Source organism: Ephemeroptericola cinctiostellae, assembly GCF_003339525.1.
Lineage (GTDB): Bacteria > Pseudomonadota > Gammaproteobacteria > Burkholderiales > Burkholderiaceae > Hydromonas > Hydromonas cinctiostellae.
The window spans coordinates 1965351-1991828 of record NZ_CP031124.1 but is presented as its reverse complement, the minus strand read 5'-3'; the positions used below and the strand labels follow the sequence as shown (position 1 = coordinate 1991828).

Sequence of the window (26478 nt, the reverse complement as noted above, 5' to 3'; positions counted from 1 at the left end):
GTGTCTTGTCAGTGTTTTGGTTGTAAAGTCACATGATCAACGGCAGTAAAAAATAGCAGCAAAAGCAAATGGTCAAGAGTGAGGCACGAAATTATATTAAAATTTCGTTTATTTCTAAGCATTTGCACTCATATATAAGACACAAGATTCTGTTTTTGTTTTAAAATTCAGTTTTGCAGCAATTAACCTTGCGAAACACGAAACAATCACTTTCTTGAACAAGTCGATTCGGGGGCTGTGGTGTTAAACAGTACTCACAATCACTTGGCTTATTTGATTTTGTCAAAGTTTCTGACAAAGCCCAGACTTTATTTAACGCATGGGAACAGTAGCTTTTACTTTTTCCGTATTTCCCTTACTTTTATCATTTCACCTCAAAGGACACACCATGTTACAAGCCTATCGTGAACACGTTGCCGAGCGCGCTGCGCTGGGTATTCCACCATTGCCATTGTCAGCAACTCAAACGGGCGAGTTGATCGAATTGCTTAAAAATCCGCCAGCAGGTGAAGAAACGGTTCTGTTGGATTTGTTGACACACCGTGTCCCTGCGGGTGTGGACGATGCGGCCAAAGTCAAAGCAAGCTACTTGGCTGCTGTGGCTCACGGCACTGAAGTGTCATCTCTCATCAGCCGTGCCAAAGCGACGCAATTGCTCGGCACGATGCTGGGTGGCTACAACATCAGCCCATTGGTGGCGTTGTTGGATGATGCCGAAGTGGGTGGCATTGCAGCGGACGCGTTGAAAAAAACATTGTTGATGTTTGACCAATTCCATGACGTGAAAGAAAAAGCGGACAACGGCAATGCGAATGCCGTCGCCGTGATCCAAAGCTGGGCGGATGCCGAGTGGTTCACTTCACGTCCTGAAGTGCCAGAGTCGATCACTGTGAGCATTTTCAAAGTCACAGGCGAAACCAACACCGATGATTTGTCACCTGCACCTGACGCATGGAGCCGCCCTGACATCCCATTGCACGCTTTGGCGATGTTGAAAAACAAACGCGATGGCATCACGCCAGAAGAAGATGGCAAACGCGGTCCGATCAAATTCATCGAAGATTTGCGCGCACAAGGCAACCTCGTGGCTTACGTCGGTGACGTGGTGGGTACAGGTTCTTCACGTAAATCTGCGACCAATTCGGTTTTGTGGTTCACGGGTGAAGACATTCCTTTCGTACCCAACAAACGCTTTGGTGGCGTGTGCTTGGGTGCAAAAATTGCGCCGATTTTTTACAACACAATGGAAGATGCAGGCGCGTTGCCGATCGAACTCGACGTGTCAAGCATGAACATGGGCGACGTGGTTGAATTGCGTCCTTATGAAGGCAAAGCCTTGAAAAACGGTGAAGTCATCTCTGAATTCACCGTTAAATCCGATGTGTTGTTCGACGAAGTGCGTGCGGGCGGCCGTATTCCATTGATCATTGGCCGTGGTTTGACGGCGAAAGCGCGCGAATCTTTGGGTTTACCTGCATCCACTTTGTTCCGTTTGCCCACCAGCCCAGTTGATTCAGGCAAAGGTTTCTCATTGGCGCAAAAAATGGTCGGTCGTGCATGTGGCTTGCCTGAAGGCAAGGGCGTGCGTCCGAATACATATTGCGAACCCCGCATGACATCAGTGGGCTCACAAGACACCACAGGTCCAATGACGCGTGACGAGTTGAAAGACTTGGCGTGCTTGGGCTTCTCGGCTGACCTCGTGATGCAATCGTTCTGCCACACCGCAGCGTATCCGAAACCAGTGGACGTGAAAATGCACCACGAATTGCCGAACTTCATCAGCACGCGCGGCGGGATTTCTTTGCGCCCAGGTGATGGCGTGATCCACTCATGGTTGAACCGTTTGTTGTTGCCTGACACGGTGGGTACAGGCGGCGACTCGCACACCCGTTTCCCGATCGGTATTTCATTCCCAGCAGGTTCTGGTTTGGTCGCGTTTGCCGCAGCCACAGGCGTGATGCCACTTGACATGCCTGAATCGGTTTTGGTGCGTTTCAAAGGCAAAATGAATCCAGGCGTGACTTTGCGTGATTTGGTCAACGCGATTCCTTTGTATGCGATTAACGCAGGTTTATTGACCGTAGCGAAACAAGGCAAAGTGAATGTCTTCTCTGGTCGCATCCTTGAAATCGAAGGCTTGCCTGATTTGAAAGTGGAACAAGCGTTTGAATTGTCCGATGCATCCGCTGAGCGTTCAGCCGCAGGTTGCACAGTGCATTTGAACAAAGAGCCGATCATGGAATACATGACATCAAACATTACTTTGATGAAATGGATGATTGCTAACGGCTACGAAGATCCACGTTCACTCGCTCGCCGCATCAAAGCAATGGAAGCATGGTTGGCCAACCCAGAATTGCTCAAAGGCGATGACGATGCCGAATACGCAGCCGTGATTGAAATCGATTTGGCCGACATTCACGAACCGATCGTGGCGTGCCCGAACGATCCAGATGATGTAAAAACATTGGCTGAAGTCGCTGGTGCGAAAATTGATGAAGTCTTTATCGGTTCATGCATGACCAACATTGGTCACTTCCGCGCGGCATCTAAATTGCTCGAAGGCAAACGTGACATCCCCGTGAAGTTGTGGGTCGCGCCACCGACGAAAATGGATGCCAAACAATTGACGGAAGAAGGCCATTACGGCGTGCTCGGTTCAGCAGGCGCACGCATGGAAATGCCAGGTTGCTCATTGTGCATGGGTAACCAAGCACAAGTGAAAGAGGGCGCAACCGTGTTCTCGACTTCAACCCGTAACTTCCCGAACCGTTTGGGTAAAAACTCATTCGTCTACTTGGGTTCAGCCGAGTTGGCTGCCGTGTGCTCGAAAATGGGTAAAATCCCAACGCGTGAAGAGTATTTGGCCGACATCGGTGTGCTCGATGCCGCAAGCAAAGACATTTACAAATACATGAACTTCGATCAAATCGATGACTTCAGTAAAGTGGCCGATGGCGTGCAAATGTAATTGATGTGCAATTCATTTGAAGCCCATTTAAAATTGATTTAAAATTTATTTGAATTCAAACCGCAATAAAAACACAGCCCAGCAGATTTGCTGGGCTGTGTTTTTAAGATGAAAGCCATGGATATTTAATCATGGTGTGTTTGGTATGGCCTCTTTCAATGAAGAGATTGTAAGTTAGAACCAAACCCTAGGACAGCTCAGTTCAAATCCAGCCCTTAACCCTTTGACGCAAACAGTTCAAACCCACCCACTGAGCTGGTTTTTAATGTTTGTGCGACCAGCGGTAAACTGGCTTTTAAATCATCGATCAATGTGTAAGGGGGATTGATGACAAACATGCCAGAGGCTTGTAAGCCACCCGCTGCGTGGGTGGGCAGTACTTTGTCCACGGCCAGTGTGGCATGCAACCATTTGACGCCCGCTTCATTGGCGATGCGTTCGAGTTGAATTGGTAAGTTGGTTGATTCTTGGCGTGCCAAAATGGGATACCACACCGCATAAGTCCCTGTGGGGAATCGAATCATGGCATCTTTGATGGCTTTGGCGACTTTGGCATAGTCGTCTTTGATTTCATAAGATGGGTCGATGAGCACGAAACCACGGCGTGATGTGGGGGGGATGTTGGCTTTGAGGCCGACGAAGCCATCGACTGTTTTAAACAGCACGCGTTTGTCGTCACGGGAGTCTGCAAGGTTGATGTGATTCAGGTTGTCGTCCAATAAACGCATGTCGGTCGGGTGCAGCTCAAAAATGCGTAAACGATCCACTTCGCGTAGATGTTGTGAGGCGACATAGGGCGAACCTGGGTAAAGCTTGGCTTCCAAGGGTTGTGCGTGGGCGTATTTTTGATTCAAATCAACAATGTGCTTTAAGTAGTCGTGCAGCAATTTTGGCAGGGCATTTTTATTCGCCCACAGCGGGAGTAACTTTAAAATACCTGTTTCTGCCTCACCACTTTTTTGCGCCATCGGGTTGGTGAGTTGATACATGCCCACACCTGCATGGGTGTCGATGTAGGTGAGTGGCTTTTCCTTTTGAGTCATGTATTGGCAAATCTGTAATACAATCATGTGCTTAAGCACATCGGCATGATTGCCCGCATGAAAGGCGTGACGGTAACTGAACATAAAATCCTATTTAAAAGAATAAAAGAAGCATTCTTAATGGCTGGATGAAGGCCAGCAATATGAATACGGTGAAAGATGATGGATCACTTAACAAGTGCTGAATAATAGAACATGAAGTTTCAGGTGGACTTCGATGGTTTGTCTTTGTCTGAAGGTGGTTTCATGGATGACCATGTTAGGTTTAAGCCCACAATGGTGAGCAAACCACCCATCAGTAATAAAGCCAATTTCTGGGCAAAGGTTTGCCATGAAGCATCGGTGTCTGCTGTTGATTGTAAAGCATACCAAAGCACAAGCGACGACAATCCAACGATGAGCATGGCCAGTGCTGCGGTGTTTGGAGGTTTAAGTTGCATGGTTAGGGTCTTTCAATCGATTGGTATGGGGTGGGAATGTCGCATTATACCTTTCAAGTGAGCATCAGCAGGTCTTTTTGACCGCCTGAGCCCGCTCATCGTTCATTGGATGCGGGAACCGCTAGATGAGTGTGGGAGCCATGAGACTTTTGATCTTCCTCACCTTTTTAGCTTCAATGCAGCTTGATTGATTGTGCCGAGTTTTCACAAGTGGCTGATTTGCGGCTGATTTTATAACAGGATTGGTTCGGAGCCCTGAAACATAATGCCTTATAATGACGAGTGCTCGGGCTTGTGTGTCGTAAGCCTTTGAATGAGTACACTTTTTAAGCCCCTCATTTTTATCATGCATTTGAACAAGACATCTTCTCCCTTTCAAGCAACTCGTCGTTTCGCATACGGCTTAAGCGCAATTCTTTTATTGACGGCGTGTCCACAGCAGACACCCAGCTTGCCCACAAGCGCACCCAGTATAGTCGCGCCTGAAACGGTTTTTGTGAAATACATTCAACAAAGTGGGCGATCAGTGAATGATCCAACCGCGTGGGTTAAAGATATTTTTTCGGCCATCGATGAGCTCAAATTGCCTCGTTCCAATGAAAATGTGTGTGCCGTGATGGCCGTGATCGAGCAAGAAAGTGGCTTTAAAGAAGACCCCGTTGTACCTGGTTTGGCGGCATTGTTGAACAAAAAAATTGATAAAATGGAAGAAAACCTTGTCATGTTTGCCGCATTGGAGGTGCGGCTCAATCAACCCATGGCCGCAGGTTCCCCAGTTACTTTTCGTGATGCGATTAAAAAAATAAAAACGGAGCGTGATCTGGCGCAGTGGTATGAAGCGTTTACCGAAGCAAAATTTACAGGCATCATCCTTGATCGTTTTGGCAAAGGTGTGGATGAGTTGATTTCAACAGTGGGGTCCATGCAAGTGTCCATCAATTACGCTCGCAAACTGGCGCAGGTGGTTGGCAAACCCACGTCGGACATGCGCGACACCTTATACACTCGTGCGGGTGGTGTTTTTTACGGTACAGCGCATTTACTGTACTATCCCGCCCGCTATGACAACATCATTTACCGATTTGCCGATTACAACGCAGGGCACTATGCCAGCCGCAATGCAGGATTTCAGATGATGTTGAATAAGCTGACAGGCGCCAAGATCACGCCCGATGGTGATTTGTTGTCTCATAACAGCATCAGCAATGATGGTCTCGTAAAACCATCGCAAACTCAAGCGATCATCACCAAACTTTTTGCCAAATCAGCAAAAAACATCAAGCCCCAAACCATCATTGATGACCTCAGTCGTGAAAAATCGATTGAATTCGAACAGTCCAACACTTATACGACGGTTCTACAATTGATGGCAGCGCGAGGCTTACAACCCATCCCCGCAGCGATGCCCAAAATCACATTAATAAGTGAAAAAATCACACGCACTTTGACCACCGAATGGTATGCCAATGGTGTGAACAGTCGGTATAAAAAGTGTTTGACCGTGGCTTCAATGTCATAAGAGGTTGCGTTTAACTTTTAGTTCTTGTACTCATCATAATCGTATCAAATATAAGATTTAAAAAAACGAAAATCATGACCCTCAATAATTATGTTGTTTTAATAACGAAATAATAAATTTACGTTGAAAATAAATAACAAAGTAGTAATATGGTTGTTATACGTAAGCCTATTTATTGACCATTTTGAGAATTTCATTGAATTGTTCTAGGTTTCGTAAAGTGTATTAGTTTTTCATCTTAAAACTCAATAAAGCTCAAGGAAGTATCGAAAATTTACTCTTTTTTTCAATAAAATTGATTGACCCCTATCTGCCTATTTTAGATATTTATTCACAGTGTTAGTATTGCCCAGTTTCGTTTTTATATTTTAAATATGTAAAAATTTTAACAGTGTACATAACGCTTTTAAGTGTATTTTCTATTTTATATATTTTGCATTTATTGTTTGAAATGCAATAAGTGTTGTTATGACGTGTAATTTAGTATGAACAGCAGATAAGGAAATTGATATGAATAAGTCATATAGAAGCATATTTAATAAGTTAACAGGTGCTTGGGTCGCAGTTTCAGAAATTACTCAAGCTAAAGGGAAAAACAATACAGTTGCAACAGTTGTCGCAGCTGCTGGTGTTTTAACAAGTCTGTTTGTGGGTAGTGCAGCCCAAGCACAAATTTTGATTGGAGCTGATGTCACTGCTTTAGATAATGGAACCTCAACGGGAGTGGGTACTTCTACTGTTCTTGGTTCAAATGCGATAGGAACTGGTCCCAATGGCGTTGCAATTGGTCGCTCTGCAACAGCTACCGCGAATAACACAGTCGCGGTGGGTGTTAATTCTAATGCTCAAGGTTCACAGTCGGTAGCAATTGGTGGCGGAAATAACGCGGGCGATGGTGCTTCGTCCATTGGTGACCAATCTATTGCCATTGGTGGCAATACAACGGCATCAGGCTATGCATCGATTGGAATTGGTGGCGATGATACTCGTACTACGGGCTTAGATGGGTCTGTCATAACTTTCCCGGGTGGAAGCCTCACCTTGCCGAGTATTTATATAGATACGGTAGCATCAGGTTTGGGAAGTATGGCGTTGGGTGCTCATGCTCAGTCTAAAGGGAATGGTTCTATTGCCCAAGGTATATATGCTCTTGCATCTGGTAACTATGCTAACGCATTCGGTGCGGTTGCGACAGCTTCTGGTACTAACGCGACAGCCTTTGGCACTGGTGCTACCGCCAGTATGAACAACGCATTGGCTTTGGGTACAGGATCGGTTGCGGGCACCAGTGCTGGTGATGTGGCATTGGGTGCAGGTTCAACCACTGCGGCGGCGAATCCAACAAGCTCTGGTACTGTAGGTACGATTACTTATGGTGGTTTTGCAGGTACGAGCCCAACCTCAGTCGTGTCTGTGGGTGAGGTGGGATCGTTTCAACGTCAAATTACCAACGTCGCGGCTGGTCAAATCAGTGCAACGTCAACAGATGCAATTAATGGGTCGGAATTGTATGCAGGCTTGAGTGTCACGCAGAGCTCTATTGCATCACTGTCGACTTCAACTTCGACAAGCTTAAGCACAACCAACAGCGCGGTAGCATCGTTGTCGACCGCATCGGGCAGTGCTGTAGCATCCTTATCAGCAGCCGTTTCAACAGGCTTGAGCGTAACCAACAGTGCAGTGGCATCGTTGTCAACGTCAGTGGGTAGCTCAGTTGCATCCTTGTCAACATTGACTTCAACAGGTTTCAGCGCAGTTAACTCAACAATAGCCTCGTTGTCGACTGCGACTTCAACAAGCATCAGTTCTGATCGAAGCGCAATTGCATCATTATCAACGTCGACATCAACTGGTTTGAGTTCGACGAATAGTGCCGTTGCCTCATTGTCAACAGCAACAGGCAGCTCGGTCGCCTCGTTATCAACTGTAACGTCAACAGGATTGAGTACTGTGGGTTCAGCCATTGCATCATTGTCAACAGCAACAGGTAGCTCGGTCGCCTCGTTGTCAACTGTGACGTCAACAGGATTGAGTGCTGTGGGTTCAGCCGTTGCATCACTGTCAACAGCGACAGGCAGTTCTGTTGCCTCATTGTCAACAGTGACATCAACAGGATTGAGTGCTGTTGGTTCGGCCATTGCATCGTTGTCAACCGCGGCAGGCAGTTCTGTTGCCTCGTTGTCAACCTCAACCTCAACAGGATTAAGTGCTGTTGGTTCAGCCGTTGCATCACTGTCAACAGTGACAGGCAGTTCTGTTGCCTCGTTGTCAACTGTGACATCAACAGGATTAAGTGCTGTTGGTTCAGCCGTTGCCTCGTTGTCAACGGCAGTAGGTAGCTCAGTTGCTTCGTTGTCAACCTCGACCTCAGCGGGATTGAGTGCAGTTAATTCAACAATCGCATCGCTGTCAACAGTGACGGGTAGTTCAATTGCATCGTTGTCAACAGCAGTTTCAACAGTGTCATCGACGATCCTGAGCACAGCCAACAGCACGATTGCCTCGTTGTCTACATTGACTTCGACTGGTTTTAGCACGGTTGATTCAACAGTGGCTTCGTTGTCAACATTGACAGGCAGCTCGATTGCATCATTGTCGACAGCCGCTTCAACGGCATCATCGACGGTCTTGAGCACAGCCAACAGCACGATTGCTTCGTTGTCTACTTCGACGTCAACTGGTTTCAGCACGGTTGATTCAACAGTGGCTTCGTTGTCAACAGTGACAGGCAGCTCGATCGCTTCGTTGTCTACTTCGACTTCAACTGGTTTCAGTACAGTTGATTCAACAGTGGCTTCGTTGTCAACATTGACAGGCAGTTCGATTGCATCATTGTCGACAGCCGCTTCAACGGCATCATCGACCATCTTGAGCACAGCCAACAGCACGATTGCCTCGTTGTCCACATCGACGTCAACTGGTTTCAGTACAGTTGATTCAACAGTGGCTTCGTTGTCAACATTGACAGGCAGCTCGATTGCATCATTGTCGACAGCCGCTTCAACGGCATCATCGACGGTCTTGAGCACAGCCAACAGCACGATTGCTTCGTTGTCTACTTCGACGTCAACTGGTTTCAGCACGGTTGATTCAACAGTGGCTTCGTTGTCAACATTGACAGGCAGTTCGATTGCATCATTGTCGACAGCCGCTTCAACGGCATCATCGACCATCTTGAGCACAGCCAACAGCACGATTGCATCGTTGTCCACATCGACGTCAACTGGTTTTAGTACAGTTGATTCAACAGTGGCTTCGTTGTCAACAGTGACAGGCAGTTCGATTGCATCATTGTCGACAGCCGCTTCAACGGCATCATCGACTGTCTTGAGCACCGCCAATAGCACGATTGCTTCGTTGTCCACAGCGACTTCAACTGGTTTCAGCACGGTTGATTCAACAGTGGCTTCGTTGTCCACAGCGACTTCAACTGGTTTCAGCACGGTTGATTCAACAGTGGCTTCGTTGTCGACTTCAACTTCGACAGGCTTCAGTACAGTAGATTCAACAGTGGCTTCGTTGTCCACATCGACTTCAACTGGTTTCAGTACAGTCGACAGCTCGATTGCATCATTGTCAACGGCTGCTTCAACGGCATCATCGACTGTCTTGAGCACCGCCAATAGCACGATTGCTTCGTTGTCCACAGCGACTTCAACTGGTTTCAGCACGGTTGATTCAACAGTGGCTTCGTTGTCGACGTCAACTTCGACAGGCTTCAGTACAGTAGACTCAACAGTGGCTTCGTTGTCAACATCGACTTCAACTGGCTTCAGTACAGTCGACAGCTCGATCGCATCATTGTCAACGGCTGCTTCAACGGCATCATCGACTGTTTTGAGCACCGCCAACAGCACGATTGCTTCGTTGTCCACAGCGACTTCAACTGGCTTCAGCACGGTTGATTCAACAGTGGCTTCGTTGTCAACATCGACTTCAACTGGTTTCAGTACAGTCGATAGTTCGATTGCATCATTGTCAACGGCTGCTTCAACGGCATCATCGACTGTCTTGAGCACTGCCAACAGCACGATTGCTTCGTTGTCCACAGCGACTTCAACTGGTTTCAGCACGGTTGATTCAACAGTGGCTTCGTTGTCGACGTCAACTTCGACAGGCTTCAGTACAGTAGACTCAACAGTGGCTTCGTTGTCAACATCGACTTCAACTGGTTTCAGTACAGTCGATAGTTCGATTGCATCATTGTCAACGGCTGCTTCAACGGCATCATCGACTGTCTTGAGCACTGCCAATAGCACGATTGCTTCGTTGTCCACAGCGACTTCAACTGGTTTCAGCACGGTTGATTCAACAGTGGCTTCGTTGTCGACGTCAACTTCGACAGGCTTCAGTACAGTAGACTCAACAGTGGCTTCGTTGTCCACATCGACTTCAACTGGTTTCAGTACAGTCGACAGTTCGATCGCATCATTGTCAACGGCTGCTTCAACGGCATCATCGACTGTCTTGAGCACTGCCAATAGCACGATTGCTTCGTTGTCCACAGCGACTTCGACTGGCTTCAGTACAGTCGACAGCTCGATTGCATCATTGTCAACAGCTGCTTCAACGGCATCATCGACTGTCTTGAGCACTGCCAATAGCACGATTGCTTCGTTGTCCACAGCGACTTCAACTGGTTTCAGTACAGTGGACTCGACAGTGGCTTCGTTGTCAACATCGACTTCAACTGGTTTCAGTACAGTCGACAGCTCGATTGCATCATTGTCAACGGCTGCTTCAACGGCATCATCGACTGTCTTGAGCACTGCCAACAGCACGATTGCTTCGTTGTCCACAGCGACTTCGACTGGCTTCAGTACAGTCGACAGCTCGATCGCATCATTGTCAACAGCTGCTTCAACGGCATCATCGACTGTCTTGAGCACTGCCAATAGCACGATTGCTTCGTTGTCCACAGCGACTTCAACTGGTTTCAGCACGGTTGATTCAACAGTGGCTTCGTTGTCAACATCGACTTCAACTGGTTTCAGTACAGTCGACAGCTCGATTGCATCATTGTCAACGGCTGCTTCAACGGCATCATCGACTGTCTTGAGCACAGCCAACAGCACGATTGCTTCGTTGTCCACATCGACTTCAACTGGTTTCAGCACGGTTGATTCAACAGTGGCTTCGTTGTCGACGTCAACTTCGACAGGCTTCAGTACAGTAGACTCAACAGTGGCTTCGTTGTCAACATCGACTTCAACTGGTTTCAGTACAGTCGATAGTTCGATTGCATCATTGTCAACGGCTGCTTCAACGGCATCATCGACTGTCTTGAGCACTGCCAATAGCACGATTGCTTCGTTGTCCACAGCGACTTCAACTGGTTTCAGCACGGTTGATTCAACAGTGGCTTCGTTGTCGACGTCAACTTCGACTGGCTTCAGTACAGTGGACTCAACAGTGGCCTCGTTGTCAACTTCGACTTCGGCTGGTTTCAGTACAGTAGACTCAACAGTGGCATCGTTGTCAACAGTGACAGGCAGCTCAATTGCTTCGTTGTCAACATCGACTTCGGCTGGTTTCAGCACGGTTGATTCAACAGTGGCTTCGTTGTCAACTTCGACTTCAGCTGGTTTCAGCACAGTGGATTCAACAGTGGCATCGTTGTCAACAGTGACAGGCAGCTCAATCGCTTCGTTGTCAACGTCGACTTCGGCTGGCTTCAGCACAGTGGACTCAACAGTGGCTTCGTTATCAACAGCGACAGGCAGTTCAATCGCATCGTTGTCAACTTCGACTTCAGCTGGTTTCAGTACAGTGGACTCAACAGTGGCTTCGTTGTCAACATCGACTTCGGCTGGTTTCAGTACGGTGGATTCGACAGTAGCTTCGTTGTCAACCTCGACTTCAGCTGGCTTCAGCACAGTGGATTCAACAGTGGCTTCATTGTCAACAGTAACAGGCAGCTCGATCGCATCGTTGTCAACATCGACTTCGGCTGGTTTCAGCACGGTTGATTCAACAGTGGCTTCGTTGTCAACTTCGACTTCAGCTGGTTTCAGCACAGTGGATTCAACAGTGGCATCGTTGTCAACATCGACTTCAGCTGGCTTCAGCACAGTGGATTCAACAGTGGCTTCGTTGTCAACGTCAACATCGACGGGCTTTAGCTCGACGAACAGTGCGGTGGCTTCGTTGTCAACTTCGACTTCGGCTGGATTCAGTACAGTGGATTCAACAGTGGCTTCGTTGTCAACAGCGACAGGCAGCTCAATCGCTTCATTGTCAACGTCGACTTCAGCTGGTTTCAGTACGGTGGATTCGACAGTGGCTTCGTTGTCAACATCGACTTCGGCTGGCTTCAGTACGCTTGACTCAACAGTGGCGTCGTTGTCAACAGCGACAGGCAGCTCAATCGCTTCGTTGTCAACGTCGACATCGGCTGGCTTCAGTACGCTTGACTCAACAGTGGCTTCGTTGTCAACAGTGACAGGTAGCTCAATCGCTTCGTTGTCAACATCGACTTCGGCTGGCTTCAGTACAGTGGATTCAACAGTGGCTTCGTTGTCAACATCGACTTCGGCTGGTTTCAGTACAGTAGACTCAACAGTGGCATCGTTGTCAACAGTGACAGGCAGCTCGATCGCATCGTTGTCAACTTCGACTTCGGCTGGTTTCAGCACGCTTGACTCAACAGTAGCTTCGTTGTCGACAGTGACAGGCAGCTCGATCGCTTCATTGTCAACATCGACTTCAGCTGGTTTCAGCACAGTGGATTCAACAGTGGCATCGTTGTCAACAGTGACAGGCAGCTCAATCGCTTCGTTGTCAACATCGACTTCAGCTGGTTTCAGTACAGTGGACTCAACAGTGGCTTCATTGTCAACATCAACATCGACAGGGTTGAGTACGTTGGGTAGTGCAATTGCTTCGATTTCATCGTCATTTAGTAGCTCAGGCAGTGCGATTGCTTCGTTGTCCACTTTGACTTCAACGGGCTTTAGCACGACCAACAGCGCGGTGGCTTCGTTGTCGACTTTGACTTCGACGGGCTTTAGCACGACCAACAGCGCGGTGGCTTCGTTGTCGACTTTGACTTCGACGGGTTTTAGCACGACCAACAGTGCGGTGGCTTCGTTGTCGACTTTGACTTCAACAGGTTTGAGTACGACCAACAGTGCGGTGGCTTCGTTGTCGACTTTGACTTCGACGGGCTTTAGCACGACCAACAGCGCGGTGGCTTCGTTGTCGACTTCAGTATCTTCTTTATCGACGACGGTCAATGTCATCAATAGCGTAGGTACAAAGTACTTCCAAGCGAACTCAACTGAGGCGGGTGCACAGGCCAATGGCAATAACTCGATCGCTATCGGTCCAAATTCTGTAGCCAATGGCGATAACTCAACCGCGATGGGCAATGGGGCTGTGACAACGACCAATGCGACCAATTCGTTGGCAATGGGTACGAGTGCGACAGCTTCAGCTGCCAACTCGGTGGCTTTGGGGTCGAATTCTGTGGCGGATGAGGCCAATACAGTATCGGTTGGTTCAGTGGGCAATGAGAGACGCATCACCAATGTGGCGGCTGGTGTGAATGGCACTGATGCCGTGAATGTGAATCAGTTGAAAGGTCTTGAGGTCAATATCAACAACAACATTAACAATTTGGGTGATAAATTGTCCGCACGTGTTGCCAGTGCTTTGGCTTTAGAAGCAGCACCTTATATTCCGCACAAACTGACTTATTATGCAGGTTTTGGTTACAGCGGTGGGCAAACGGCATTTGGTGTGTCTTTGCGTAAGACCGCGGATAATGGCCGTTGGTCGTTGTCAGGTGGCGTATCTGGGTCCGCTAAAGGTGGTGTGAGTGCTCGTATTGGTGTGACGGGTATTATTGATTAAGATTGAAAGGGTGAGGTATCGAGTTATACCTCACCCAAATACCCAACTTGAACAAGGACAATGAATATGAAAACTAAAAAATTTGCAGTAAAAATGTTAAGCACTGTGGCGTTTCTGTCTCTCGGTTCTTTTGCATCAGCAAATGACAGCACAAACAGCATGATTTTTCCCGAGTTAAAAGACTCATGGTTGAAAACAGGCGATTTTACAGGGCCCGATCACATTAGACGGATTCGATCTGGTATGGATAAGGATCAAGTGGCTTTAGAAATTGGTAATCCTCATTTTAATGAAGGCATTGGTGGTCCAAATGTGTGGAATTATGCATTTAATTTTTATACGGGTAATGCAGATGAATATGTGACATGCCAATATCAAGTGCATTTTGATGAGAAGCACACACGTGTTGATAAAACGGCTTGGAAAGAAAATCAGTGCGCAGCATTCCTTGAGGAAAAACACCCCGTTCTTAATCAATCGCACCCTTTGGTGCTGAGCTCAGATGGTTTATTTGCATTCGGTAAGTCAGGTTTTAATGATTTACAACAAACGGGCAGAGAAAATTTGCATAACTTAGCAGGTCAAATTAAGACGGGCTATAAGACTACTCGCTCAATTTCTATTACGGGTTATACAGATAGAATCGGTTCAGTTAGTTCTAATCAGGCTTTATCCCTTGCGCGTGCCAACACAGTGAAGCAATATTTGATTTCACAAGGCATTGATGGTTCTTTGATCCAGACATCGGGAGCGGGCTCAAATAAGCCTGTTGTGAGCTGCCCAGGTTCAAAATCTCCAGCTGTTGTGGCTTGCTTGATGCCCAATCGTCGGATCGAGGTGAGCGTTAATGGCGATATTTAATGGGATTGGATGGTTGCTATCAACACATGCAGTTATTCATGAACATGCATCGACCTTGAATTGTTGATGCATGTTTTTTAATTTGAAAGACAGTCTTAATGATTGGCAGAATTTCTTGTTCTATTGATAAATTGCAATTGTTTTTGATTGAACAGAGCTCATAAATTTTCATTTTTGTGAAGCTTTTCTATGAATAAGTATTTTTTGTTTGTGCTGATGGCAAAAACCATATGAAACGTTTTTGTAGATATAAGTATTTTAATCAACAGTGGTCTGCAAAGTAAATCTACTTGTGTTAAGGTTGGAAATATGCGCAGGTTTTATTAATGTTTTTTAATTCCCCTACAGAAGTACGGATCTGTATTGTTTTACTTTTACAATATCTTTATAATTCAACTGTCTTTATACTAAAAACAGCTATAAATATATTTTTTAGGTGTTTTACATTGGTACTTGGATAGTTTAAAGCAATACTGTAGCTGCGTTAAATATAAAAATATATATCTTACTGTATGTTTTTGGTTTAAATAATAATTAATACTGGTGGACACATGAAAATTGCTATTCTAGAAGATGACATAACCCAACTCCAAATGGCTGAACAAGCACTGTTTGGAGGAGAAAACTTTTGGGATGAACCCGTTGAATACCGTGCTTTTACAAGTGGTTTGGCTTTACTCCAAGCATTAAAAACAGAATACTTTGATTGCCTTATTCTCGACCGACGTGTTACTGACATGAGTGGTGATGTGATTTTGCAATGGGTACGTCAATACGGTCAAAAACAAAATCATGCTTATACTTCGATCATTATGTTAACCAGTTTGCGTTCTGAAGATGAAATGATCGCAGGACTTAATGCTGGTGCAGATGACTATGTGACCAAGCCTTTTCGCCCTCGTGAATTGGTGGCTAGGGTTCAGCGTTTGATTCGTGCAAATAAAACATCTCACGAGCTGGGTGTCGAAAAAAATGCAAAGAACTCAATGTTGTCTCTTGAGAAAGATTCACTTGATGTCGTAATCAAGATTAATGACTACGAATTTAATCAATTTGAACAAACGGTGACATGCAAAGGTGAAGTGATTGACTTGACGGAGCGAGAATTTAGCTTAGCTTTGTTGTTTTTTAGAAACTTAGGTAAACCTGTATCGCGTGAAGCCATTTTTGAGACTGTGTGGAAACGCACGAACAATCCAAGTAGCAGGGCTTTAGATACGCATATTTACCGTTTGCGGCATTCATTGAATTTAACGGCTGAAAATGGTTTTGTATTGAGAACAGTATATGGTTTTGGTTATCGACTCGACGTGGCCGGCCCACGCGCTATTTGATGGGTGTTTTTGCCTGACACTAAACATTAAAAGTAGAAAATGACACAACGGTTTCAACAACATTCTTTACTTACACTAAACATGTGGCACAAGAAGATGGCCATCCGGTCAATTGTTGCCGTTTTTTGCGTGTGTACAGGTTTGATTGTTAATCCCATATTTGCCCAAGAGCTTAATTGTGATGTTTCTGTCGCACCCTCCGTGGTTTTAAAATCAGTTAAACAGCATGTCATCGCACAGCGGAAGGTGCGTTCCAATGGGGGGCATTCGAATGGGCTGAAATCGAAACTCAGTACACGTACTGTTGTTGCAAAGGCATCCTTATACCCTGCAACTGTTCTAAAACTGCAAGGGCAGGTATTCTTGTTAGAGCGACAAGGTGTGACTCTTGTACAGCCTCAGCCTTTGTCGGTTGGTTCGACGCTCGAATTGGGGGATGTTGTAGAGACTTTTGAACAGAGCTTTATCAGTTTAGAGCTTGGTGATGGGGTGATCAGTGTTTTACCCTCCAACTCTCGCATTGCTTTGAGTCAAAATGACAAAGTGGCACGGTTTATTTTGATGCATGGCCGAGTGGAGAGTTACGTACCCAAACATGAAAAATCATTAAAAAATACATTTGAAATCCAAGTGCCCAATGCAATCGTGGGTGTGCGAGGGACTCATTTTTTAGTGTCTCATTCTGTCGAATCTCATCAAACCAAAGCAAGTGTTGAAGATGGAACGTTGTGGGTTCGTTCACGTCAAATATGTCGAGCGCCTGTGGTGCTTGAGGCTGGACAAGGACTTAATGTTGAGCGCTTGGATTCAGGCTCTGTGAAGACCTCTCTTTTGCCCGCACCTGCATTTTTTGATTTAGATCAGGCTCAACATGGGGAAGAGGTGGTGTTTAATTTGTCTCGAGTTGATCAAGCTGCGGCATATCATGTTCAGATTGCTAAAGATGCAGATTTCATTGACATCAAACAAGAGGCTTTAAATACGGAGCCTACCGTAACAATGCCTGATAAAAACCTTACCAATGGGTTTTACTATGTGCGTTCAAGCGCAATTGATTCAACTGGCATCGAAGGACAAACAGATATTCGTTTTTTCCTAAAAGTACATAATAAGCAAATTAACTCCAATCGTTTTGAGCCTTAAGCACGGCATTGCTTTGCATACAGACTTGGTTTTATCGGGTGATTCATAATGATGCGTACCGATGGTGCTGTTAAGCCAGCCAATACATCACATTCAAAGCGTTTCCTCCAACATTTTTTAATGGAATGGGGAGTTGTCCTGTTGTCTTTGACAGTCGTTTTAATTACACTGAGTAAGACGGACATCGTTGGCATGACCAACAATTATACCTATGATCGTTTGCTGACCTTTAGTGAAAGAGAGGCTGACCCGCGCATTGTCATTGTAGGCATTGATGATTCAAGCCTGCGCATGCTGGGCATATGGCCTTGGTCTCGACAAACGCATGCTGATTTCTTACACCAACTCAAACAATATGAACCCAAAGCGGTTCTATTTGATGTGTTAACACTTGAGCCATCGGTCAATCCTCTGGATGATGTACAGTTGGGGGAGGCCATGGGGCAATTTGATCGCATCGCGGCACCCGTATTGCTTATTTCTTATGCTGGAGAGCCGACGGATGTGACGATGCCGGTTGATTCTGTCGCCCGCCATGCTTTATTGGGGCACATCGTTCAAAACCCAGATCCTGATGGGGTTGTGCGTCAAACGGCTTTTAACATTAAAGATAAAAATGGCACATCATGGCCTGTTTTGACGCGCTTGCTCACGGGGAATGATGACGTGAATGATGAGCTGGATGAGCCTGATGCTTTGTTTCGTATTCCATTTAATGTACCCAAAGGTCGTTACACCACCTTACCTTATTGGAGTATTTTAAATCATCAGGTGCCCGCAAATTTTTTGCAAGGCAAATATGTGCTTGTTGGTGCAACGGCACAAGGTTTGGGAGATCAACGCGTGACCCCAGTTTCTGGTGAAAAAGGCACTGTGGCCGGCATCGAAATCCATGCCAATATCCTTGATACTTTGCTTAATCATTTACAGATTCATGACTTGAATCAACCTTGGTTACAGCAGCTGAATGTGGTTTCACCCTTTGTTGTACTGATGTTGCTGTTTTTATGGGTGGGGGAGCGGTTTTACTTACTTACGTTTATTTTGTGTGTGACTTTGTACATGTCGTTTGTTGCTTATATGCTGTGGGTTCAACGGATGTGGTTACCGCCTGTGTCGGGGATTATTGGTCTGTCTTTGACTTATTTGGTTTGGAGTTGGCGCCGCTCAATTGTCGTCTTGGCTTATGTGGACAGTGGGCTGAAGAATGCTCAAAATCACTTGGGGACTTTACCTCATTTTTTCTCTACCCCCGAACGTTCACATTTCTTACCGAGATCATTAGAACAGGGCATGAGCCAAATTAATCAGCTGTATCAGTTTACGGGTGACAGTTTGATGCATTTGCCAACGTCGTTGGTCGTGGCGAGCAGCGATGGTAAAATATTGATGAGCAATCAAATGGCTTTGGATTTGTTCCGCATCAACGAAACGTATTTGGATGATTTGTTGGAACGAATCGATTCGAATTTGGATTTAAGTGAGTTTGTTGGCAGCCCGCATTGTTGGGAGTTGTTGCAAGGACTTGAACTAAATGGAGCACAACATGGTCAGTTTTTTCAGTTGCATTTGACCAATGTTGTTTTTGGTAATCATGACAGAGGGCAAACCTTCGATTCGGGTGAAACGATTTGGCTGATTAATTTTATGAACCTATCGGCAGAACGACAGGCTCAGCAACAGCGTGCCGAATTGCTCGAGTTCTTATCACATGATTTACGCACACCGCAGGTGTCTATTTTGTCATTGTTGGAATTGCAACAGCATCAAGCCACTCGATTAAGTGAGCAAGAATTTTTTGAAAGAATTTCAAATAAAGTTCATCACACCCTTGGCTGGGCCAATGATTTGGTCCACTTGTCGAAAGCACGGTCAAGTCAATACCGATTCAATGAAATTAACTTTGCAAACGTTGTGGATGAGGTCATTGAGCAAATATGGCCGCAAGCGCAGGCCAAAGGGATACATTTACTCATCAACGAATATGGTCGTGCGCTCGCCGAGCAGTCGTGGGTTCAAGCGGATGGTGCATTACTCACTCGAGCTTTGATTAACTTGTTATCCAATGCGGTTCGTTATAGCGTTTCCGACACAACGGTTGAATTTGTGGTTGAGCATCACCACCGCGAAGAACTGAATGACATCCACAGAAAAATACCGATTCCCGTGACCTCACCAACACGAATTGAAAATTGGCTTACTTGTCATATCATTGATCAAGGGCAGGGGATGACCGATGTGCAGTTGGGTCGCTTACAGACTGGAGAAACACATCAACTGGATGGGCAAAGCAATGCGGGCAACATTCCCGATGCAGCGCAAAGCCTTGGCATTGGTTTTGTGATGGCCCGAACAGTGGTTGAGCGCCATGGCGGTTGGCTTGATGTGTCCAGTGAGTTGGGCAAGGGGACACAAATCACGGTTTGGTTACCTTTGTGCGAAGAAACCGTTGAATCCATGCATTGAGATTCTGAGTGACCCCAAAAACCGAATTTATGTTTTGGATCACATTTGATGGGTCATAAAAAAAAACGGGCAATGCCCGTTTTTTTACTCAAAGTGAAATGAAGTCAGACTTATGCAGGGCCAATGCCTTTGTTGACTTGACTGTCAATGCTGGATGGTTGGGTGACGCCAGCTTGTTGGGCAAAATCAAGCATGCGATCAATCGGCAGCTTGGCTCGAGCACGGATGGCTTCATCAATATGAATCTCATTGTGGCCTGTGCCGACTTTTTCTAAGACCTCCAACACATTGCGCAGACCATTCATGGCCATCCATGGGCAATGTGCGCAGCTTTTACATGTGGCGGAGTTGCCTGCGGTTGGGGCTTCGATGAATGTTTTATGAGGGTTTTGCTGACGCAGTTTATGCATCATGCCATTGTCTGTCGCCACGATGAATTCAGGGGCATCGAAATCACGAGCAGCTTTTAAAATGGCTGAAGTGGAACCCACCGCATCGGCAAGGGCAACCACAGCTGCGGGTGATTCTGGGTGAACCAAGACCTTTGCCAAAGGGTGCTGTTTCTTCAGGGCTTCAAGTTCAATGGTCTTAAACTCATCATGCACAATGCATGCCCCTTGCCACATGACCATGTCGGCACCTGTTTCACGTTGAATGTAGTTTCCAAGGTGGCGATCAGGCGCCCAAAGGATTTTTTTCCCTTGTGCTTTTAAGTGGGCAACAATTTTCAACGCAATACTGGATGTCACCATCCAATCGGCACGCGCTTTAACGGCTGCACTGGTGTTCGCATACACAACCACCGTGCGGTCTGGATGCTCATCACAAAATTTTGAAAATTCTTCTGCTGGGCAACCCAAATCGAGAGAACAATTGGCGTCCATTTCAGGCACAAGCACCCGTTTTTCAGGGCTTAAGATTTTGGCGGATTCGCCCATAAAACGAACACCCGCAACGACCAAAGTCTGCGCTGAATGGTCACGCCCAAAACGAGCCATTTCAAGAGAATCCGACACCAAACCGCCTGTGGCCTCGGCAAGGTCTTGTAAGTCAGGATGAACGTAGTAATGGGCAACGAGCACCGCATTTTTTTCAATCAATTGCGCTTTGATTTTGGCAATCAATTCTTCACGCTCTATGGCATTGGGTTCTTCTGGTACAGATGCCCACACCTGTTCGGTGCTGCATACATTGAATGAGGACGGTTTTTCGTATTCGACGGCAATGCGGTGTGGTGCGTTCATGGGGTGTTACTTTATAAAAAGATGGTGTGCGTTATTGTACTGTATTAACTTGAGCAATGCATTTGGGTGTTGACTGTAAAAATACCGACTCAAAGTCGGTATTTACATAGCACATGGGCGATGAATTATGATGGGTCTTTAATCAGATATTGCAATTTATTGGTTTTCTTCGCCCATTCATCGGCTTCAGGCATCGCATCTTCCATGCGGGAGATGGTTGGCCACAATTTAGTCAGTTCAGCATTGAGGGCAATCATGTGTTGTTGATCTGCAGGGACGTCTTCTTCTGGTACGATGGCTTCAACTGGGCACTCGGGGATGCACACAGCACAATCAATGCACTCATCTGGATCGATGACCAAGAAGTTTGGGCCTTTTTTAAAACAGTCCACAGGGCAAACGTCCACGCAATCGGTGTAACGGCATTGAATGCAAGCTTCGAGTACGACGTGAGTCATGGTGTGTGTTCCTTTTACAGTTAATCGCAAAGTAAACCTTTAGTTTGCGATTGTTTAAAATTAAAGATTGTGAGCGAAATTCGCACAGAATTTTGAGGTGAAATCAGGTGAATTCACAAGCCAACGCCTCGGATGATTTAGGAGTTCAACGATAAAACAAAATATTGATTCGATTAATGTGGGTGATCGAATCGTGGTGGCTGTTCCGCCTTACTTTTAGACATCATACTAAAAAATACAAAGCGAGTATTTTAACGTATTTTGTGACGATTTGTTCGGATCATATCGACCAACCCCTTATATTGCGCATGATTGGCGTTTTTACAACGCTGCAGCATGACTTAAAAATCGCTACAATAGGACAACACTTTAACCGTCGAACTTTGCCCATCATTTAAACCTTTTAGAATGGCTTCATGAACTGTACAACACACTCTACCCATCCGCACGCAATGGTACTTTTTGCCCACGGCTCTCGCCAAAATACATGGCGCATGCCCTTTGATGTAATTGCTCAAAAAGTTTCAGAGCGACATCCCAATGTTCAAGTAGAACTCGCTTTTCTTGAATTCATGACACCCACACTGACTGAGTCCCTTAACACATTGGCTGGTCAAGGCATTGTTTCTATCAACATTGTGCCGCTCTTTTTTGGCGTTGGCAACCACGTGGCACGAGACTTGGATGCCTTGATTCAAAGTTTCACAGATGCGCATCCGCATGTTCAATTAACGGTCGCTCCTGCCGTTGGACAAAGTCCTGTTGTCCTGGAGGCCATGGCTGACTATGCGGGGTCGTTGTTGGGTTGATTTCAAAATAACGCCCAGCTTTGCTTTTTGTGTCAGATCAAGGTGAGCTGGAAAGCAACATGACATCCCAAACAAATCCAAAAACAATAAAAGCCAGTTGCACCCGTGTAGGCTCACATTTCATTATCGCCATTCAATTATCACTTAAGCTGAAAGAGCAAAGCCTGTTTGCATTGCAAGCGCTTTGTTCATGGCTCATTTTCTGCGAGCGCCAAACCCACCAGCAACACGCAGGGGCCGTCACTTAAAACGACATCCATTTGAGTCAGTGCTTGAACGGTTGTGCGTTGCTCGCTTTGACTCGGCCAGCTCACACCATGCATAATCAGTGCGGGTGTTTCTGGTGTGATTCCTTTATCCAATAATGCCAAACCAATGTGTTTTAGATGGCGTCCAGCCATATAAAAGACCATGGTTTCTGAAGGCTCTAAGTGAGCATCCCAGTTGTTGAGCGGCTGGTTTTGGCCAATACTGGCGGTCATCAACCTTAAGCTGCGGGACACCCCACGGCGGGTCAACGGTGTTTGTGCGGCAGCAGCGGCAGCCAATGCGGTCGTGATGCCGGGCACAACTTCAAAGGACAAACCAACCGATTTGACCGCTGTGATTTCCTCATCCAGCCGTCCAAAAATAGATGGATCACCACCTTTTAGGCGCACGACGTGAGTGAATTTTAAACCATACTCAATCAGCAACTGATTGGTTTCTTGCTGTGGACGCGATTTTCCAGAAGCGCAGCGCTTGCCCACGTCAATCAAAATGGCATCATGGGCGCAATGCGCCAGTAAGTCTTGATCAATTAAAGCATCGAATAAAACCACTTGCGCCTTTTGTAATGCTTTTAAACCGCGTAGCGTGATGAGGTCTGCTGCTCCTGGTCCTGCGCCGACGAAGGTGATGGTGTGTGTGTTCAAAATGTAGTTTTCAGTGTTATGGTTCAACTGAGTCAAAAATAAGCAAAGTGCCAAAACTGCCATGTGCCACCGAGTGCGGTGTGTTGGCGGGTACCATATAGGCTTCGCCCGTTCGCACAACCACCGATTGATTGTCAATCGCTAAATTCAATTGTCCATCAACAACCAAGAGAATTTCGGCATGCGAGTGAGATTCAGCTGCATATTCTTGCTCATCCATGCGCAAGATTTTAAAATTCGTATTGCCGATGTTGGCTAAAGTCACTGAAGACCAAGCTTGTGGCAATGTGCTGGCGGTTTGGCTTAAATTGATGACGCTCATTTTTTCTCAACAGCGATGTAAATCACCACATTGTCGTTGTCAACGTATTGCTCAAAATCAGTCGTGAAGCGGCGTTTGTATGTGGTTTCCCCTTCAAAATGTGCCCAGACCATGCCCCAGCCGTCGATGATGCGCTGTGGCATGTCGCCTGTGGTGGGGAATGCCATGTATTCTCCCGCTTCGATGTCTATGTTGGTGAACTCATTGGTGGTTGCGCCGACTTCAACATCGGTTTCATCATTGTCCAGCAGATCACTGACACGCACACCTGCATTGACATCAAACAAGCCATTTTGGTCGGAGTCATAACCGCTGTACACGCCGTAAATGGGGGTGTTCGGTTCGCGATTTGAGATGCTGTTCATTAAATCACGGCCGAAAAAATCACGCCAGAGTGCGCCGATTTTTGCAGTTTTGGGGTTGGACTCATCGCTGTTTTGAGTGCGAATGCTTAAACCGCTGACGGTGAAAGCATCGAAATGTTGGAGTTGTTTTGGCATGGCTAAAGTGTGTCGGGTTGTCGGTTGTCGTAGAGCGGGTTCGGCATTTTTGCTGTGACCCGTGATTCATATAGGAGGTTTCGAGCTTAAAAGAGCATCCAATGTTGACAAGGGTCTGAAAACATCAGGCAACATCAATTGAATTAAAATAGTTCAGTGGGGTTACGCGAAAAACGCCCAACCCACTCACGATAAAACTTATGCAAACATCCCTGCCGCCAATGTCTGATTGGTCGCTTCGTCGATGACGATGAATGCGCCGCCTGCTTTCACATTTTTATACGCATCGGTCGGCAGGGCGTGTTGCAGTTGCAAGCCCACGCGTGCGATCTCATTCATGTCGAGCGAGGAGCTGGCGCTGTGTTCTTCGAGCGCGTGAATGTCGAGTTTGTATTCAATCGCATTGATCCGTGCGGCGATGGTGCGCGTGCCATGTTTGATTAAATATTTGCGTGACAGGTTCAGCGTTTCTTCAGAGAACCAGCAGATGTCGGCTGCACGTGTTTTGCTGACTTCCGCGGGTTGAGCTGCGATGTTGATCCAGTCACCGCGAGAAATGTCGATGTTGTCGGCGATGCTCAGAGTGGCTGATAAGCCCGCGTAGGCATCTTGGCGCTCGCCATCAAAGGTGTGAATGCCTGTGATGGTCGTTTCACGGTTTTGAGGTTGAACCGTCACCACATCACCGACACGTACGGTGCCTGATTCGATGCGACCGGCATAACCGCGGAAATCATCGATTTTATTGCCATCGTGGCGAACCACTTGTTGCACGGGGAAGCGCATCGGTTGACTTGATTCATCGGGCACTTCGAGGGTATCGAGCAATTCAAGCAAAGGTGCGCCATCAAACCATGACAATTCCTCAGAGGCATGCACCACGTTGTCCCCTTTAAGGGCGGATAAAGGAATGGAGATGAAGTGCTCCAAGCCCACACGTTTTGCAAGTGAGGCATAACTTTCAATAATACGGTTGTATTTGGTTTGGTCGTAATCGATTAAATCCATTTTGTTGACCGCAACGATGACGTGTTTCACGCCCAGCAAAGCGACCAAAGCCGAGTGGCGTTTGGTTTGAGTCAACAATTCAACTTGACCTTCAGTCGAAAAATCAATTTTACCCGCATCGACCAAAATAATCGCTGCGTGTGCGGTTGATGCGCCCGTGACCATGTTGCGCGTGTATTGCTCATGACCAGGTGTGTCGGCGATGATGTATTTGCGGCGCGGTGTGGCGAAGTAGCGATACGCCACGTCAATGGTGATACCTTGCTCACGCTCAGCTTCTAAACCATCGGTCAATAACGACAAATCCACGCTGTTGTCATACGAGCGGTTGTGTTTGGATTTGCTGACGGCACTGAGTTGGTCAACAAAAATGCTTTTGCTGTCATACAGCAAACGCCCGATGAGAGTCGATTTACCGTCATCGACCGAACCTGCGGTGATGAAGCGCAATAATCCTTGGTTGTGGGTGGTGGTCATGTTGGGTTCCTTATTAAATAATATCATTAGCCAATGCTGGTAGGGCATGCGCACTAGAACCGCGCTTGGCACATTGTTGTGGAGCAATCATTCCTCAGCTGTGCGGGAACGACAAAATTTGAGTGCATGTGTTCAATTTTAAAATTAATTTTTGCCCAATACTTAGGTGGATTAGGCAGTGCGAATACGCCTTTATTTAAACGAATTGCGAGTTATTTGTCATCGCCAATCTCAACTCTTTCTGCAATATCTTTTAGATTGGAATAGTTTTCTACCAAATGTGGCATGTCATCCAAACTCATTGCAAACATCCATAGATACGTCGTGACTGAGTAAATGTGTCCTGCGCTACCATAACCGTTAATTGCCATCCACACAAAAGTGAAGCCAAACAATATACTCACCGTGATACCATTCATGAGGAAGCCAAAAGCCTCACGATTAGAAATCAAGACTCGCAAGTGCGCCACTAATTTGTAATGCTTATGCAGCCTATTTTCTGATGATTGGCTGATTACATCCAAATCCCGCTCCAAACGATTATTTAGAGCTAAATATAATCTGCTACTGATACGTGCGAAGCTTGGTAATAGTAAAGCAAAAAACAGTAGAATGATCGCGCTAAGCACGCCTGACCAAAACTCTAAAAATAACAACATCAAACTTGCACCGATAACAGAAAAAATAGATGTAACGGCTGTTGGTAGGTGCATCTCAAAAAAATCCACAAATTCGCGTGATAATGTTACTCGAGCTGAAATCGTAGATGGCGTTTGCCCTTGCGCTCGTTGCTTTACAATTATTGGGACAATCATTTCACTATAAATTCGTGCAAATATACGAGTATCCACGCTGCGTCGAGCTGAACCTACCAGCCAAATAGCAAATACAAAAAATGCATAAGTGGCGGCCTGCCACGCATTGCCTTTCATGACGGCATTTACTGCAAACCCGCCCAACATGGGGTAAGTTAGTAATAATAGATTTTCCAAGCCCACCAAAGAAAATGCGATGAGTAATTTTCTTTGGTTTGCATGGCCAATTGTTTTTAATGCTTGCCACATAGTTTTGCACTTTTTATTTTGAGCGAGTAGGGCGCAATAAGCGATTTT

Annotated in this window: 18 protein-coding genes and 1 pseudogene; 9 read left to right on the top strand and 10 right to left on the bottom strand. The window is 46.3% G+C overall.

The genetic code is table 11. The features are described from left to right. Window positions 1–388: 388 nt before the first annotated feature. Window positions 389–2974, top strand: a complete 2586-nt coding sequence (gene acnB, locus DTO96_RS08930; protein WP_114563177.1) for a bifunctional aconitate hydratase 2/2-methylisocitrate dehydratase — start codon at window positions 389–391, stop codon at window positions 2972–2974. A 215-nt stretch (window positions 2975–3189) separates the two neighbouring features. Here acnB and DTO96_RS08925 read toward each other — a convergent pair whose 3' ends face one another. Next, window positions 3190–4101 carry a 23S rRNA (adenine(2030)-N(6))-methyltransferase RlmJ gene (locus DTO96_RS08925; RefSeq protein WP_114563176.1) on the bottom strand — a complete coding sequence of 304 codons (912 nt, stop codon included), beginning with the start codon at window positions 4099–4101 and terminating at the stop codon, window positions 3190–3192. Window positions 4102–4220: 119 nt separating this feature from the next. Next, window positions 4221–4457, bottom strand: a complete 237-nt coding sequence (locus DTO96_RS08920; RefSeq protein WP_114563175.1) for a hypothetical protein — start codon at window positions 4455–4457, stop codon at window positions 4221–4223. A gap of 313 nt (window positions 4458–4770) precedes the next feature. Here DTO96_RS08920 and DTO96_RS08915 point away from each other — a divergent pair, with 313 nt between their 5' ends. Further along, entirely contained in the window at window positions 4771–5976 is a 1206-nt protein-coding gene (locus tag DTO96_RS08915; RefSeq protein ID WP_114563174.1) for a DUF1615 family protein, read from the top strand. 510 nt (window positions 5977–6486) lie between these two features. Next, window positions 6487–7485, top strand: a pseudogene (locus DTO96_RS13150) (ESPR domain-containing protein); the annotation flags it as partial. Here DTO96_RS13150 and DTO96_RS13040 read toward each other — a convergent pair. Beyond that, on the bottom strand, window positions 7440–13529 hold the full coding sequence (locus DTO96_RS13040; protein ID WP_264080571.1) for a midas domain-containing protein: 6090 nt from the start codon (window positions 13527–13529) through the stop codon (window positions 7440–7442). The pseudogene DTO96_RS13150 and the gene DTO96_RS13040 sit on opposite strands and share 46 nt — an antisense overlap. Between DTO96_RS13040 and DTO96_RS12970 the strand changes: the two genes are divergently transcribed. The 5 genes from DTO96_RS12970 (at window position 13444) to DTO96_RS08890 (ending at window position 19634) form a co-directional block, all read left to right on the top strand. Then, complete coding sequence (locus DTO96_RS12970) at window positions 13444–13830, top strand: YadA family autotransporter adhesin (protein ID WP_225972609.1); 387 nt, start codon at window positions 13444–13446, stop codon at window positions 13828–13830. The two genes, DTO96_RS13040 and DTO96_RS12970, sit on opposite strands and share 86 nt — an antisense overlap. Window positions 13831–13896: 66 nt before the next feature. Further along, window positions 13897–14691, top strand: a complete 795-nt coding sequence (locus tag DTO96_RS08905) for an OmpA family protein (RefSeq protein WP_192878980.1) — start codon at window positions 13897–13899, stop codon at window positions 14689–14691. Window positions 14692–15242: 551 nt separating this feature from the next. Beyond that, complete coding sequence (locus DTO96_RS08900; RefSeq protein ID WP_114563172.1) at window positions 15243–16025, top strand: response regulator transcription factor; 783 nt, start codon at window positions 15243–15245, stop codon at window positions 16023–16025. Window positions 16026–16064: 39 nt separating this feature from the next. Further along, window positions 16065–17168, top strand: coding sequence for a FecR family protein (locus tag DTO96_RS08895; protein WP_114563171.1), 1104 nt, complete (start codon window positions 16065–16067; stop codon window positions 17166–17168). A gap of 48 nt (window positions 17169–17216) precedes the next feature. Continuing rightward, window positions 17217–19634 carry a CHASE2 domain-containing protein gene (locus DTO96_RS08890; protein ID WP_114563170.1) on the top strand — a complete coding sequence of 806 codons (2418 nt, stop codon included), beginning with the start codon at window positions 17217–17219 and terminating at the stop codon, window positions 19632–19634. Window positions 19635–19744: 110 nt separating this feature from the next. Here the strand turns inward: DTO96_RS08890 and nadA are convergent, their stop codons facing one another. Together nadA and fdxA are read right to left on the bottom strand one after the other, a co-directional pair. Further along, a complete protein-coding gene (gene nadA / locus DTO96_RS08885; protein WP_114563169.1) occupies window positions 19745–20878 on the bottom strand; it encodes a quinolinate synthase NadA in 1134 nt (377 codons plus the stop codon). A 125-nt stretch (window positions 20879–21003) separates the two neighbouring features. Continuing rightward, window positions 21004–21336 carry a ferredoxin FdxA gene (gene fdxA, locus DTO96_RS08880; RefSeq protein ID WP_114563168.1) on the bottom strand — a complete coding sequence of 111 codons (333 nt, stop codon included), beginning with the start codon at window positions 21334–21336 and terminating at the stop codon, window positions 21004–21006. Window positions 21337–21752: 416 nt separating this feature from the next. On the opposite strand from fdxA, the gene DTO96_RS08875 reads away from it, so the two are divergent. Continuing rightward, on the top strand, window positions 21753–22145 hold the full coding sequence (locus DTO96_RS08875) for a sirohydrochlorin chelatase (RefSeq protein WP_114563167.1): 393 nt from the start codon (window positions 21753–21755) through the stop codon (window positions 22143–22145). 188 nt (window positions 22146–22333) lie between these two features. Here DTO96_RS08875 and cobA read toward each other — a convergent pair whose 3' ends face one another. The 5 genes from cobA to DTO96_RS08850 all read right to left on the bottom strand — a co-directional run bounded on the left by cobA (window position 22334) and on the right by DTO96_RS08850 (window position 26430). Further along, window positions 22334–23059 (bottom strand): uroporphyrinogen-III C-methyltransferase, encoded by a 726-nt coding sequence (gene cobA / locus DTO96_RS08870; RefSeq protein ID WP_157964388.1) that lies wholly within the window; start codon window positions 23057–23059, stop codon window positions 22334–22336. A gap of 16 nt (window positions 23060–23075) precedes the next feature. Then, a complete protein-coding gene (locus DTO96_RS08865; protein ID WP_114563165.1) occupies window positions 23076–23381 on the bottom strand; it encodes a cupin domain-containing protein in 306 nt (101 codons plus the stop codon). After that, window positions 23378–23881, bottom strand: a complete 504-nt coding sequence (locus DTO96_RS08860; protein WP_114563164.1) for a GyrI-like domain-containing protein — start codon at window positions 23879–23881, stop codon at window positions 23378–23380. Before DTO96_RS08860 ends, DTO96_RS08865 begins: the two co-directional genes overlap by 4 nt. Before the next feature lie 198 nt (window positions 23882–24079). Beyond that, window positions 24080–25366 (bottom strand): sulfate adenylyltransferase subunit 1, encoded by a 1287-nt coding sequence (locus tag DTO96_RS08855; protein WP_225972473.1) that lies wholly within the window; start codon window positions 25364–25366, stop codon window positions 24080–24082. A gap of 212 nt (window positions 25367–25578) precedes the next feature. Then, entirely contained in the window at window positions 25579–26430 is an 852-nt protein-coding gene (locus DTO96_RS08850) for an ABC transporter six-transmembrane domain-containing protein (protein WP_114563162.1), read from the bottom strand. Window positions 26431–26478: the final 48 nt, after the last annotated feature.